Source organism: Flavobacterium sp. PL12 (assembly GCF_039123485.1).
Classification (GTDB): domain Bacteria; phylum Bacteroidota; class Bacteroidia; order Flavobacteriales; family Flavobacteriaceae; genus Flavobacterium; species Flavobacterium weaverense.
The window spans coordinates 53,794-69,916 of record NZ_JBANDI010000016.1; the positions used below are offsets into that span (position 1 = coordinate 53,794).

7 protein-coding genes are annotated in these 16,123 nt (G+C 32.9%); all 7 read right to left on the bottom strand.

Annotation, left to right across the window (positions count from 1 at the left end; translation table 11 throughout):
* Positions 1–60 precede the first annotated feature (60 nt).
* The 7 genes from RCH19_RS08990 to dinB all read right to left on the bottom strand — a co-directional run bounded on the left by RCH19_RS08990 (position 61) and on the right by dinB (position 16,083).
* Positions 61–1,923: an alpha-L-fucosidase gene (locus tag RCH19_RS08990; RefSeq protein WP_170151330.1), complete on the bottom strand. Its 1,863-nt coding sequence runs from the start codon at positions 1,921–1,923 to the stop codon at positions 61–63.
* A 248-nt stretch (positions 1,924–2,171) separates the two neighbouring features.
* Complete coding sequence (locus RCH19_RS08995; RefSeq protein ID WP_343022939.1) at positions 2,172–5,243, bottom strand: chondroitinase family polysaccharide lyase; 3,072 nt, start codon at positions 5,241–5,243, stop codon at positions 2,172–2,174.
* 482 nt (positions 5,244–5,725) lie between these two features.
* Complete coding sequence (locus RCH19_RS09000; protein WP_343022940.1) at positions 5,726–6,820, bottom strand: T9SS type A sorting domain-containing protein; 1,095 nt, start codon at positions 6,818–6,820, stop codon at positions 5,726–5,728.
* A 271-nt stretch (positions 6,821–7,091) separates the two neighbouring features.
* Positions 7,092–10,346: a polysaccharide lyase family 8 super-sandwich domain-containing protein gene (locus tag RCH19_RS09005; protein WP_343022941.1), complete on the bottom strand. Its 3,255-nt coding sequence runs from the start codon at positions 10,344–10,346 to the stop codon at positions 7,092–7,094.
* 796 nt (positions 10,347–11,142) lie between these two features.
* On the bottom strand, positions 11,143–11,703 hold the full coding sequence (locus tag RCH19_RS09010) for a DUF6642 family protein (protein ID WP_343022942.1): 561 nt from the start codon (positions 11,701–11,703) through the stop codon (positions 11,143–11,145).
* Between the two features lie 170 nt (positions 11,704–11,873).
* Entirely contained in the window at positions 11,874–14,927 is a 3,054-nt protein-coding gene (dnaE, locus tag RCH19_RS09015; RefSeq protein ID WP_343022943.1) for a DNA polymerase III subunit alpha, read from the bottom strand.
* Positions 14,917–16,083 carry a DNA polymerase IV gene (dinB, locus tag RCH19_RS09020; RefSeq protein WP_343022944.1) on the bottom strand — a complete coding sequence of 389 codons (1,167 nt, stop codon included), beginning with the start codon at positions 16,081–16,083 and terminating at the stop codon, positions 14,917–14,919. The genes dnaE and dinB overlap by 11 nt, the downstream gene beginning before the upstream one ends.
* Positions 16,084–16,123 lie beyond the last annotated feature (40 nt).

Sequence of the window (16,123 nt, forward strand, 5' to 3'; positions counted from 1 at the left end):
GTATTACTTTATAATTACTATTTTATTAAGTTTCGAATGCTAATAAAATTATGAAAAAATTTAAATTTTTATTAATTCAATTTTTTCCAGTCCTAATCCTTCAGTCCATTTGTCAGCACCTATTTTAAAACCTTTTAATTGTAATGTGTAAGTGCCAGCTTTTAATAACTCGATTTCACCTGCATTGCTGCCAATTTCTTTGTAGAAAAATAATGTAGGGTTTATCATTTCAGTATCTCTCTTTAGAGATACGGGTATGATTTTACCTGCTACTTGAATACTACCTGTTTGCTCTGAACCTGTCCATACTGGCTTAGAGTGATTTCCTTTTTCATTAGAAACAATTCTAATTTTGAATTTACCAGGAGTATGAACTTTAAACTGCCATGACGATATCGCTTCATCTTTCATATAGCTGCTTGTAATTCTATCTAAGCTGATGTTATTTTCTTTGTTTTGTGAAAGATTTCGATCGATCTTCAATTCAGCATCTTTATATTCAACTACTATTGGAGTCGCAAACTCTTTCTTCGAAACACCAGCTAAATCTAATGTTAGAAAACGTCCATCTTGTTTAAATTTAATATTTTTTGAGTTGCCTAATACGTGTATTTTATCAATAGAACTGATAATTCCGTTTAGTTCAATAGTGTTGTTTTTTGGCCAATTAAAAACATTTAAGTAAATTTTATTTGGTTTCTGTGTTACATAACCCCAATTATAATTCCATGGAAAAGGGGAGGGCGTAGTATTATAAACAGACTCTCCGTTTTCTTTTAACCAAGATCCTGCAATCTTTAAATTTTTAACAGGCTCAGCTGGCATCAATCCGCTTGCCATAGGGCCCACATTTAATAAATAATTTCCATTTCTACTTGCCGAAGCAATTAACGAATTTAAAATAAAATTAGGTTTTCTCCATTCGTGATCGTCTTTTCTATAACCCCAAGATGTATTTGTAGTTCCAGCCATCTCAAAAGGTATTGGCATTTGATCTCCTGTAAAGTAATTATCTGAAGGTGTGAAAAAGTCAAAATATAAGTCTTTGTTCATTGCTACAGGAGCTGCTTCATCTCCAATTCTTGAACTAATAATAATATTGGGTTGTAATTCTTTGGTAATTTTGACGAACTCACGAATTTCTTCGTTATCTAAACCTTTACCCATATCAAACCAAATGATATCAATAGTACCATAATTTGTTAGTATCTCGCGAAGCTGTGGAAATGATTTCTCTTTTAGATATTTAGCACGATCCATCTTTTTTGAATCGAAATCTACTAAATTCATGCGGTCTCTTAAAGCTCCTTCACCTATATAAGCTTGAGAGTTATCCCAGTCGATTGCATGCGAATAGTATAATCCAAATTTAATTCCTTGTTTGTCGCATGCAGCTTTTAATTCTTTTATGATATCTCGTTTAAAAGGAGTGTTCATTACGTTATACGCTGATACTTTAGAATTAAATAATGCAAATCCATCGTGGTGCTTTGATGTGATTATCATGTATTTCATTCCTGCAGCTTTAGCAACAGAAACCCACTCATCTGCATCAAAATCTTTTGGATTAAATTGATCCATTAATTTTTTGTATTCAGATCCAGGTATTTTTAAAGTGTTTTGAATCCATTCAGCAATTTTAGGTGTTATTTCTCCATTGTATTCTCCTCCTAAAATGGAATATAAACCCCAATGTATAAACATGCCATACTTTGCATCTTTCCACCACTGCATTCTCTTTTGGTATTCTTCTTCAGTTTCATACGGCAAATCTACTTTTGAAGGGGTATTACTTTTAAAATAGGCGTCAAAATTACTTTGGAATCTTTTTGATTCATTTGCATCTGCATACGGGTTTTCCTCATTTTTTTCTGTAACGCTTTCTTTATTACTAGATTTAGTATTCACCGTTTCTGTTTTCATGTTTATTTTACATGACATAACAGAAAGAGAAAGACTAAGGAGCATTATTTTGCAAAGATAGTTTGTATTCATATTTGTATATTTTTATTATGTAACCACCTTTTGTGGGGTGTATAAAGTTAAATCTAATATTAGGGTATTGATACAACTGGTCTAAAATAGTATGGAATCTTTTATTATTTATTTTAAACAACCGCAAAATCCCGTATTACAGGGATTTGCGATCGTTAACAAACAATTTATTCTTACTATCTATTAAGTTTAAACTCTCTTGGCAAACCATCCACGCACATTAACGTGATAATAGTATTGTCTCCAGAAGTGTCAATATTTTTAATAAAATCTACAGGAAATACTTTCCATTTCCCTACAATTGTTATTTTCAATTCTACTGGCTGGCTATAATTTCTGTACTTCCCTGGCTTGTATTCTGGGAAATTTAAATCAGGTTGAACTGCGCTAATAGTCAATTCATTTTTAATTTTCTGATTAACCATTAATAAAGCAGGAGAAGAAACTTCTTTTATAATTTCCTTGTCTAAAGTTTGGTTAGCTCCAAAGATTACAAAACCTGTTGTATTTGTCTCTTTATTTAAGACTATATGCGCTATACCATCTGCTCTTTTAATTTCAAATGACTTATCGTTTGCAGCTATTTTACCGAAATTATTCTGATTTTGTTTGCTCAAAAACGGATAAATAACATATTGGTATGATGCATTTTTTGGTGAAGTGCCATGATCAATCCAAGCAGAAGCAAAATCCCCGTAAGTTTCGCGAGCTCCATTAACAGGATCTTCAATTATTCCAGTATTTATAGAATATTCATTATGATACGATTGTTGGTAAGCTTTTTTGAATTGTACTGAATTGTTAGACAGTACATTGTATCCATTTCCATAAGGATCAATTAACCAATTTGATGATTTTTTATTTTTCTTTAGCTCAGTTTCAAAGGGAAATTTAGTAATAGTTTCTGAAGCTGTCATTATAGGAGCCTTAGTATCTTTCAAGGAGGATTGGAAAATATTGGTTTGCGTTGGATTCTTCGTATCGATACTAGAAATATCCGTTCCTATCGCAATCATTTTTCCACCAAAAGAAAACACTGATTTCTTAGCGGTTAGCTTTCCTGGAAAGCCTAGATTTGACTCATTACCGTCTGCATTTGTGCCTTTTGATTCATTTAAAATCATTCCGAAAATTCCATCTTGCCCTAATACAATCGAACCAGCGAAGGATTCATTAGAACGGAACATAATCAATGGTAGTTTCGGTTCTAACTCTTTTAAGGGTAAATTTATCACTGTAGAACCGGGATATCTATTCCAATCCCAACCTTCTTGTACAAATCCACTTGCCTCTTCACCTCCAGAATTTAACAACTGAATAGTACCGTTTGCTGGATATCTACCGTATCTATTAGCTTTCACATATATTTCTGAAGCCCACACGTACTTGCTGTATCCTTTAATAATTGCTGCCCAATCGTCACGTCTATGAATAGCCGTAGCGCCGTAAGGTAAGGAACGATAACCTGATAATATTTCTGGATATAATCCTTTTTCTGCAAATGATGCTGTAGTTTTAGGGTCTTCTTTGCCCCATAGTCTTAAGTATGCTTCAGCAACATCTTTATCAATCGCCGATGTGCCTTCAGGATTACCTGCATAAGCCATTTCTAAAAACTCATTTTTCAACGAATAGATACCGTTATTTTCTAAAGGATGACGTCCAGCATTACCAAATCCCCAATTATACAATTGGCTATAAGCTCTAGAAGTCAAAAAAGAATATTTAAAATTTTGATGTCCCTCAGAACCAATACGGAATTTTGTTCCAGATAAAGTCTTTATTACTTTAGGCACGTTTTGAAATGCTCCAAGTCCGTAAGCAGGGTAACTTCCATTATGATGCCATGCTGTACCATCTACTTTAAAGCCCCATTCTTCCTTTTGTTGTGCTAATGTGATGTTGATAAAATTTGAATAGGCTTGTACCATTGCAGCTTGCATCTCTTGTTTCTCAAACAAAAATATGAGCATTAAATGATAATATGATTGCGTATTTAAATAATCAATATTTACGTGAAAATTTTCGGGATTATCTAAAAGTGATCCAATGTTAAAAATCCAATGTAAGCTTGCTCCAACCTCAGCCAGTAAACCATTATCATCTAGGACTTGACGCATAATGAAAAAGGCTTCCGTAATTTGTCTAACATTATAACCAATATGATGTCTTGTCCCACCATTAGACCCCGCTTGCCAACCTTGATCAAGAAAATATTTTGTTCCATTTAAAAACATTGTTTTCATTTCCTCTTTCTCAGCAGCTGTTCCTTTCTCATACGAGCTTGCTATTTTTTTTAAGGTCTTACCTAAGTCTTGAACATCAGTTAAAACTTGCTTTCCTTGCTGACTTTCATCGTAATAATCTTGTGTGGCTTTAAAAGTTAATGGCGGACCTAAAATTGTTTTACCATTATCTACCAGATTTAATTTTTTATAATCTTCGCGAAGCGACTTTAAATTTAGTTTAGATTTTTTATCTGCTTCATAATTTTGTTCAATAGTTGACTCTATTTTTTTTAAATCTTTTCTAACAGCTTCGGTAACAGCTTCTGTTTTTAAGTTTTTTATGCGGTCGTAGTTGCTTATTAATGGCATCCAATGATCTTCTCCAAGATTTAATTTTGATTTGATAAAGGGAACAATCTCATCTGGGTACGCATGTCGATCATCTTGATATTGAGAATAGATTATATCATCGAAAAATAATTTTCCAGTAGGAGTTGAAGAAGTTATTTTAAAATAATCATAGTCAACTTGAGCTAATTTTTTAGGAGTGTTACCTTGCATTTCGTAGAAAGGAACCCATATAGTGCGCCATCCTGTAAAAGAAAGCGGCAAATCAAAATAGACTTCTCTTTTACCATTTTTTTCGAATGAAACAGTGATTTTACCATTTTGAGCTACTTCATTATAGATTGACATCTGCAAAGTTGGACTTGAAGGAAAAAAAAGGCCGTATTCTAAAGGGCTTTCTTCAGCAGTTAAAATTTTAAATTTTGAAGTTCCAATGGAGCTTTTATCTTTCCATTCCCATTGTAGAGAATTTTTTCCATATTTTCTGTGCGCTTCACTGCGGGCTATTTTTCCATTTGTAATTTGGTAAGCACTTAAACCTTTTTCAGACTCAAAAGATTCAACGGCTGGTTTATAATCACTTTGCGCAAAACTGATACAGGATGTCAAAAAAAACAGTGCTGTAACGGCTTCCTTTTTCTTGGAGGTCAAAAATGAATAATTCTTAGTCATAATTTTCTTAATTTTCTATTGGTTGGTTTAAATAGGATCTAGTGTTTATTTATGAGATATGATCTAAATTACTATACATTTATAACTTGATCAAGTCTTTAAATAGGGTAGAGCACAAACAAAAGTTAGGCCGTCCCTTTTTTACTGCGCTAAAATATTTTTTAATAATTTATTGTTTGTAATTTTTCTTACATTTTAATAAATAATGAACTTCTAATTAGTTCATTTAAAAGTGATTAATTAACGATTATAATACGTGTATAATAATAATTGTTTAACAAGATTACGAAAACCTTTTAATTTAAACAAGTTAATTACGTTAAATGTGCTCGAGAACATTTTTTGTAAATAATTGTCATGGAATAGAATTCTTAAAGCAGCTTTCTTTAATATTTTTAGCTAATAAAAAAAAGCGAGCTAAAAAATATTTTTTAACTCGCTTTTTAATTTTGCGATTACTTCTTTTATGTATACTATTTTATTTACTCCACTAATACTTTCGTAGTTGAAATCGAACCATCTTTGGCTTCAATTTTCATTATATATAAACCTTTAGAAAATTTACTTACATCAATCGCTTTAGCCGAATCTTTGAAGTAAACTTGCTGACCAGCAACATTAGTTAGCGTTACATTTTTAATATCCATGCCATTATCTGATTGCACGATGTTAATCACGCTATTAGTAGGATTAGGATACACCGAAATACCTTGAGTTAAAATATTGTTTTTAGTTGAGAGTGTAATCATCGCGTCTCCAGACTTAATTGCAGTTCCACTATCACCGCCTGAATTTAAAGTAGCCGTATTTCTTCCCGTAGCATCATTAACTGAATCTTCAAAATCAAAATTAGCTACTAAATTTGGTGTTGAAGAATCTACTGTCGCTGACATATCGGATGCTATTTGACTTGAAGTGTAAGCAGCAGTAAAAATGCGAATGTCGTCGATGCTCATGCTAACTCCACCACCACCAGTATTAGATGCTCCAAAAACAAGTGGAGCTATATTTGTCATGTTTATAGGACCTCCTGCGTCTGGTGTAAATGAAGTGATAAGTAAAGTTCCATCATAATACAGTCTTGATAGACCATCCGTATCATTTAATACTAAAGCTAAATGATGCCAGTTACCATCATTAAGAGTAGTTGCTATTTTATCATTATTATTATTTCCTATTTGAGCAATTTTTACTGGTGGATTTGCTGTGTTTGTGTACACTTTTGTAGTTGCGGTAGCTACTAATCTCATATCATTATGAGAATTTGGCGCTGTTGTTGCTTTACTACCAAAAGTAATTCCATATGATCCTGAAGTACCATCAATATTTGTATCGTTTTTAGCCATTAGTTTTGCAAAATTAGTAGGCGTATTTACTGTTGTAGGAATCTTGATCTTAAAAGTAATAGTTTTAGATGCTGTTGTAACATTTATGTCAGGACTATCTGCTATTGTAAGACGAGCTCCTGAGACCGTATTATCTGATTTCAACCGTATAAAGTTCAAATATTTATTTTGAGCTTGTGTTGTTGCTGTCAAACTAGCAATTGCTAACAGCATAAAAGTAATTTTCTTCATAATTTTATTTTATATAGGTTAATATTTGATAAGGTTAAAATTTAATTTCTATGCTACTACTAAAAAAGGTTCACCACCTTTTTTAATGTACTATGCACTCTATTTTTGTAAAATTTTGTGATTTAAATTGGATCAATAACATAAAGTACTTTTTAAATTTCTATATATTCTTTAGCTTATCATGTTTCATTTTAGCTAATAAATGTTGCAGTATTTAATATGGAGGTATTGTAGTTAAAACAAATTTGATACACTTAAATTTTTTATTTGATTACTTTTTAATAATTAGCTTCTTAGTAACTGTTCTATTATCTTCAAGATGTAATTTTAAAAAATATATACCTTCTTGTATGTTGGAAACATTAATCTGATTACCAGGCATATTAACTGTTTTTATTTGCTGACCCAAAATAGATATGATAGTCGCTGTTTTAACAATATTACTTTCAATACCATTGATAGTAACAATTTCTTTAGCAGGATTAGGATAAATTGTTATACCTGATTTATCAAATTCTTGCGTGCTTAATATCGCATTAGTTAAAACTATTTCTTTTGCTAATCCGTCGACAAGCGTGAATCTAATTACGGTATTTGTTGTATTTGAAGATATCATTTCAACACCAGGATAAGAGTTACCTAATGACCACTCTCCTAATAATGTTACCTCTCTTGTAACTTGAATTGATGGGTCATTTAGTTTACTTTTAAAGCCAATATCTGGATTGTCAATAGACAGTAGTAAAGAACCATTGGCTTGATCGAACTGTGTCATCAATAAACAAGAACCATTTACTTCGTTAACAAAATTGTAAGTCAAATTGCTGGCTGCATTAAAAAATGCATATCCCCAAATCTTTTTTGCAATATGCTCTACAATATGAGCAGTAGTATTTTTTTGGCGAACTACATAAGGTTTGCTTGAACTTTGTACAGCTAAATCTAATGCTTGCATTTCTGAAGAATTGCTATTAGGTTTTAAAACATATTCATACCCTTTATTAGTAGGATTTGCTCCATGATTAATATATCCAGTCCAATAATCAACTATAGGATTAAGAGGTGCACTAAGTGTAAGTGAACTTGTCCACGTTTGATTTTGGTTAGGAGTTTGCTGGGCTTCTTTTTTTATAACAATATTGTCATTATTAGAAACTAAATAAAAACCTGTTCCGTAATTATCTACAAAATAGTTGTTTGCACTTGCGCTGCTATAAGTAACTGTTCCTGAGGTTTGTTGTGTTCCATTTGCGTTTACACTAATTCCTTTATTGTCCATTCTTTGGAATAAAGTAGTTACAGTTTCATTAGTTCCAGCGTTACTATTAGTAATGTCTGATCCTAGACAAACTATTATATCATCAAAGAAAAAATTAGATTTTTTAAATTGAAATGTGTTGTTGTGTTTTTCTGGTCCATAAACTGTTGAAAATCCTTGACCTGTCGCCTCTTTAAAATCCATGGCGAACATACCAAAAGTCCCATGAATTTTATTTAATAGCTCACTGTTTTTGTTTTTTAAACTCAATGATCCTACAAATCTTTTTTGCTGTAATTCGTCGATACGTCCTTTTTCTGCATGCAGGTCAGACCACGGTAATTTAATCACAGTTGTGCCAGGATTGAAATTCCAATCCCATGCAGAAGATGAAGTAGTAATAGTAAGATCTTGACCGTTTCCAATAGTTTTATCGCCCGGATAAATAACTTCTATTGCACCATAGCTTTGGTAACGACCGTATCTGTTTTGATTTATGTAAGCTTCAGTTCCCCACATGTTGTCAGAGAATCCTTTGGTAAACACAAGAGTTTTTTTATCTTCATATCTAAAAGCACCCGCCATTGCATGATTAAATTGGAAGAAACCGCCTTCAAAAGCTGCTTTTGTGCTGTAACTGAACTGTGCATCTGTACCAAATATCCTATTGTACATTCCTGCTAGAAATGGATCAGCAGTTGATAATCCTAAAATAGAGCCTCCGGCAATTGCTAATCTTTTAAATGAATCTTTAGAAAGTGTATTAGTTCTGGTTTGAGGGTTTCGTCCTGATGTTGACATAGGTTGAGTACCAGTGCGTTGTGTGCCTGTTGGACCGCCATTGAAATTATAGTCATTTGACTGTATAAATTGAGCGTAAAAAGCATCACGGAAAACTTTATAATTCGATTCCTCAACTTGAAAATCCGTTCCAGTTAGATAAGATAATATATCCGCTGCGGTGTTAAACGAATACATATAGTCGTTATAAGCTACCCAGTGGTGAAAACCTGTTCCGTCTGGTTTTATACCATCATTTGTTCCTACTGTATAGGAAAAATAGCGATTCATGTATCTTTTATAAGCTCGCATGTATCTATAACGTTCCTCTGGAGTGTCTTGCCATAAACTATATGCTAATATTACATCTCCTATGTTATATACTACATCGGTAATAATTGCGCCATTAGCTTGTTGATAGGCAGAGTCGTAAACTGGAGACCAAAAATGCTCAAATTGAATGGAATTTTTATATAATGTATACGCAAATAGATTTTGTACTTGTTGATCTAGAATATCTTTAAATAAAACCGCTGGTCTAGCAAAATCCTCATAATCATACAATTGAACATCTACAGGGAATGGAGGAGTAGTGCCCACATTTTTTTCACAAAATTGTTTTGAAACCCACCAAACCGTATTGGTGAATTTGGTTTTAATATCTCTAGGATCTGGATTGGTTGGGTTAGATTTTAAATATTGTGCAAAAGTTTTTAAAAATGTTAACCCTTGAAAAGAAGTTAATTCTTTACCGGTAATACTCCCTCCTGACACAACTATATTTAAAGCGTCATAAGCAGTTACGGCAGTAGTTAAGTTTGCTGGAGTGGGTGCGCTTGTCCCTAAATAATTATCAGAAAACTTTCTTACACTCAGTTTAATTTGATCTTCAATAACTGTACTCGATGGTATTAACTGTAAGTCAGGATTAACTGTAAATGGGCAAGATCCGGCTACTGTTATATTATCTAATAAGATTAAATTATCAATAGCGAAGTCTCTAGCTGTTGCACCATTGTCGTTTCTTATATATCGTATTTGTAACTCACCACCATTGTCTGCAGCCGTTGGAGTGTAGTTTAGAACAGTTTTTATAGCTGGTGATGCATTTGAAGCATGCTGAATGGTTGGCGATGCTGTGCTTAAATTAGTATAAATATTGTTGTTTTTTCTCCACAATTCAATTTTTAAATACACATAGGATAAATTGGGGTTGTAAGTGTAGGTGCTAATTGATATTGTTTTTCCTGTTTGCATAGCGCCACCAAAAGTATATGCGGCTCCTTGTCCTGCAACAACTGACTGGCCATTTACCAATAAGGCACCGTCCCCTATACCATCTCCATTATCAGCATCGTTCGTTATTACTGGTAACGGAAATACTACATCTCCGATAGCACTCCAAGATCCAGAAGTAGTATTTACTTGCGCGAAGGTGCTGGTAGTTATTAATAATAATAGTAGTAATAAAGTGTAAAGTTGTTTCATTTCTGATTATTTAAGGTATTATTTTGTTCAATTTTATTTTTAAAGACTTGACTGCTCTTATTTTTTTAATCGTTTAATTATGTAAGAAAATATCTTTTAAATATTATGCTTATATTATAGCTATAATTAGTACTTATTGCTTTTTTTTAACAGTAAAATTCATTTAAATGGATATTATCTAACAAATGTATATAAAGATAATTTTAAAGACAAGCAAAAGTAAAAAAAATGTGCTCGAGAACATATTTTATATTTCAAAGACAAGGTTCACACCTTTAAATAAATACAATAATTCTATAAAAAGTTTAAGTTGCTGACCGTAAACAATTTATTCAAGTAAAAAGAGAATATACTACTTTGTAATATTTTGATTATAATATTTCTGAAAAATGAAAATCGATTCTACTCAAATGCTATTTAGTAATGAAATTTCAGTTTCAGTAGATATCTCATTATTTTGGAATACATTGAAAGAAGTAGATCTTATGTATTAGAAACTATTTTGAATAAAGATTCAAGATTTGACTCATTATAATTTAGAATCTAAAAATAGAAGCGATGAGGTTTTAATTTTTCTATAAAAGAATTAACAGAATTGATTTTTAGCCCAAAATGAAATTTGAAAGCTTTAATTTACGGAATAGATTTTTTTTATCCTTTGTAGAATGATAGGATACTAATGTAAAAGTTTATAAGAAGATAGTGTATTTTAATACCATAAAAAAAACAATCCTAAACAAGATGATGTTCCTTAATATTTGTATGAATAAGATTTAGTACTAATGAAGGAATTATTTTAATAATAAAGTCGGAAATCAAGGAGTTTGCACATCGCATAGAATTTCTGATGTAATTCTTCAACCACTTGAGTTAAATCATCGTCCTCTTGGCACAAACTAAAAAACACTTTATCTAGATGAATACTACTCACATTATCAGACTCTGCTCCATAACCTGAAATAGCACGTGCTCCAGTTACATCAATAAAATACTGTGCTTCATCGTTACTTAAGTCTAAAACTTTTTCATTTGCAAAATGTACAATTTTGCCTTTTAATTTCCCTTCAAAAATTTCCGCTATTTCTTCCAGACTGTAATAATAATCGTGAATACAAATAGAGTTTTCTTGACCTTGCATTACTAAATAGATGATTTCGTAATCTTTAAAATTATGATCATCGTACAATAAAGCGCCTAAACTTTCTTCTAATCCTTCAATAGTATCACAAGTTTTATAAATACTTGTTACACCTTGATTCATGGCTAATAGCTCTAAATGTTTAACTACTTCAGTGGTGGTATGAGTTTCTATGTCTGGGACGGCTTCGAGGCAGAAAATAAATTTATCCTGATCCATTTTATTGTTTTAAGGGGCTTTTATAGTAATAACAAATATATGTTTTATGATAGAAAAGTGCTAATGTTCTTCAATCAAAACCAACGATTTGCAGCAATATATAATGAAATAGAATAACTTGTTAATTGATTAAATATTCTCATTTTCACTTCTACTCTTAATTTAAAACCTTATTTAACACTCATTTTATGCCGTGGTAAATTGATGTCTTGAGGATAAGGCGCCCGACTAGTCATACTTACATCTTCCTTAATTTGCTGATGGGTTTTGTATTGTCTTTCATTAGAATTAGAATAACGCGGATCAGGTATAAAAGGCATTTTTGCCATTTTAGAAATAGTAATAGTAGGGAAGTGATAATCGACTTCGACAGTGCCTAATAGTAAATAGCAACCACCACCTTGAAAAGGATATTGCTTTAAACTATTAGGAAAATGTGCTGTGTCAAAAAAATGTCCTTCGGCATCAACCCAAGTGCCAAAAAACATAGCACCTATTTTAGTAGGAACGTGTTTTCGAGAGATAAGATAGGCTAGCATTTTGACCGTTTTCTTGTGGTACTGCAATAAATCTTTAGACAACACATCTCCTCTATATTTCGTTTGGAGTAAGTCAAAAGGCGAACAAGAAACAGGAAAGCTCAATAGTTCTATTTCGTCAAAAGCATCTTCAAATGAAGAGCGTTCTAGTACGGGGAGCTCGTATTCCTTAACCGGTTCTTGAATTAACATTAGATTCCGATTCTCAGGTTTAAAATTCACTAATATCAATCGTGCTATAACTAGTAATTGATTTTTTGTTTGACCTGTAAAATGAAAAGCACCAATGAAAATCAATAATTGAATTCCCTCAATCCCTATTGGAATGCGATTGATAAAATCTTCTAGCGATTTGTATTTTCCGTTCTTTTCGCGTTCTAGAACAATATGATGCGCTACTTTGGCTTCAAGCCCTTCGAGATGCATCAAACCCAGAAAGACTTGAATTCCGTAAACAGTTGCTTCATAATCACTGTTGTTTACGCAAGGAGTATTTATAATTCCACCTGACATTTTTGCTTCGTGTACATACACTTCTGTACGATAAAAACCACCTTGATTATTGATAACTGCCACCATAAATTCTACGGGATAATTCACTTTCAAAAACAAACTTTGATAACTTTCTACAGCATAAGAAGCGGAATGCGCCTTGCAAAAGGAATAACCTGCAAAGGATTCAATCTGCCGATAAATTTCTTGACTCAGCGCTTCTGGATGGCCTTTTTGTTGGCAACAAGCAAAAAAGTTGTCTTTTACTTTTTGTAATGCAGCCGCTGAACGTCCTTTGCCACTCATAGCTCGACGTAAAATATCACCATCAGATGCGGGAACGCCTGCAAAGTGAAGGGCAATCTTGATCACATCTTCCTGATACACCATAATACCGTAGGTTTCGCCTAATTGCTCTTTGAAAACGGCATGAAAATATTCAAATTGTTCCGGATGATTGTGCCTAAAAATGTATTCTTTCATCATCCCACTTTGAGCAACACCAGGACGAATAATAGAGGAAGCTGCCACTAATGTTTTATAATTATCACATTTTAGTCTTCGCAATAAACCTCGCATAGCAGGACTTTCTATATAAAAACAGCCAATAGTGTTTCCAATACTTAAATATTCATTGCACTTTGATTCATTTTTTGATAATTCGGTGTCTCGAATATTAACGTCAATACCTCGATTTTTTTTGATCAATTTTACTGAATCGTCGATGTGACCAATACCGCGCTGACTTAAAATATCAAATTTTTCAAAACCAATATCCTCAGCAACATGCATGTCAAAAAGTACGATGGGAAATCCTTTAGGAGGCATTTCTAAAACCGTGTAGTTTGTAATAGGTTCCTCAGAAATTAATATACCACAAGAATGCATGCTGCGTTGATTGGGATATTTTTCGAGCAACATTCCATATGTTTGTACTAATGCAACTATCGAATTAGTGTCGTGCAGTTGCATTGGGTTTTTAGCAAGCGCATCTAATTCTTCTTTGGGTAAACCAAAAACTTTCCCGACTTCCCTAAAAATCGAACGGTATTTAAACTCTACATTCGTTCCGCAAAAAGCGACATGTTCTCGACCATATCGATTAAAAATATATTCAAGAATCATATCCCGTTCTTTCCAACTCCAATCAATATCAAAATCAGGTGGACTTTTGCGGTTGAGATTTAAGAAACGCTCAAAGTATAAATCGAGTTCAAGCGGACAAATAGCAGTGATTCCTAAACAGTAACTCACAATGCTATTAGCTCCACTACCGCGACCAATGTGCATAAAACCCATGCTATTGCTATATCGAATAATATCCCAAGTGATTAAAAAATAACCACTAAATTTCAACTCATGTATGACTTTTAATTCCTTTTCCACTCTGGCTTTTGCCAATGAATTATTGTTGCCATATTTTTTTACTAATCCTTGATTGGCAAGACTAGTTAGGAGTTGGATATCATTATCGCTACTATCCGTATAATTGGTTTTATTTTTTGGTGTTTTAAATTCAAATTCAAAATTGCATTCTTCAATGATATTTTCTGTATTTCTAATAATTTGGGGATATTCATTAAACTTCATTAACAGTTCTTCTAGTGGAATCATCATCTCTGAAGTTGTGCAATAATCAGCCTCAGTAAGTTTTGATAAAATAATGTTAGTATCAATAGCACGCAATATTTTATGTAGGTTGAATTCTTTTTTAGTGCGGAATGTTACCGGTTGTATAACGATCATTCTATCTGCTTTTTGTTTCCATTTCGAATGAAAAAGCAGCGAAAGTTGTTCTGAACGTATACCTAAAAATTCAAAATTTCGAAAGTTATCAGGAGCATTTTCGATGGGATAAATTACAGTAACATTTTCAAACTGTGGTGCGGAATTGGGTAGGGGAGTTCCATCAAAATTATGTTTAGTCAAAAACCGATTCATTTCAGCAAGACCTTTTGCATTTTTAGCTAAGCCAATGTAAAGCAGTTTGTTATTGTATCTAAATTCGATCCCTACAACTGGTTTTATGTTTACCGCTTGGCATTCTTTTATAAAATCATAAATTCCAGTAACGGTATTAATATCCGTTAGCGCCATCGCTTTTACATTAGATTGCACCCCAAGTTGCACTAACTCAGTTAATGGAATAGTGCCGTAACGTAGGCTATGATAGGAATGACAATTAAGGTACATCTTTCTGTTTTGTTTTTAAGTTGGCGCCAGCACAGCGATTAATTGCATCAAAACCATAACGTCTTTTCATTTTGTCCATCGCTTGATAAAGCGAGAGCATTTCCTCTGTATCTTCAAATAAATTGATTTGGTACGTACCGCGAACTAAACCGCTGAAGCGAATACCAACTAATCGTAACCGCATTCGGCGTTGGTATAATTTATCAAATAAGTCAGTCACCGCTCTTGTGAGTGTATGATCGGCAGATGTGTAGGCGATTTTAGCTTGTTTTGTTTCGGTATCAAAATTTGCATAACGTATTTTTATGACCACTGTTGAGGTAAGCCATTCTTCAGATCGCAATTGAAAAGCTAATTTTTCCACCATACCTATCAAGATTGATTTTAGATTTTTAATATCAATTGTATCTTGTATAAAAGTATGTTCTGTCGAAATTGATTTACGTTCTGTGTAAGGTTCAACAGGATTATTGTCAATTCCGTTGGCTTTTTTCCATAGTTCTAAACCATTTTTGCCTATCATTCGTTGCAATACTTCAGCGGGCATTTCTGAAAGTGTTTGTATGTTTCGAATGCCAATGCGCGATAATAATTGAAAAGTCACATCGCCTACCATAGGAATTTTTTGGATTGAAAGCGGATTTAAAAAAGGTTGCACCATAGATTCAGGAATTTCTAATCTTCCTACTGGTTTTGATTCGCCGGTTCCAATTTTAGAAACTGTTTTATTCACCGATAAAGCAAAACTAATGGGTAATCCAGTTTCTTTTGTAACAGATTGTGCTAGTTCATTTGTCCATTGGTAACAACCATAAAATTTATCCATTCCTGTAATGTCTAAATAGAATTCATCAATGCTGGCTTTTTCTACAATAGGTGCTTTTTCTTCGATCACTTGAGTGACATCATGTGATAATTTAGAATATAATTCCATATCTCCTTTCATTACTTTTGCTTGTGGACAAAGCCGAAGTGCCATTTTAATAGGCATGGCTGAACGAACGCCAAAAGTTCTAGCTTCATACGAACAAGAAGCCACAACACCACGTTCTCCACCTCCAATAATCAACGGTAAACCATTTAATTTAGAGTTGGTTAATCTTTCGCAGGATACAAAAAAAGTATCTAGATCCATGTGTACAATTGCCCGTGCCATTTGCTTTTATTTAGTTTACAAAATTAGCACAGATAATAAC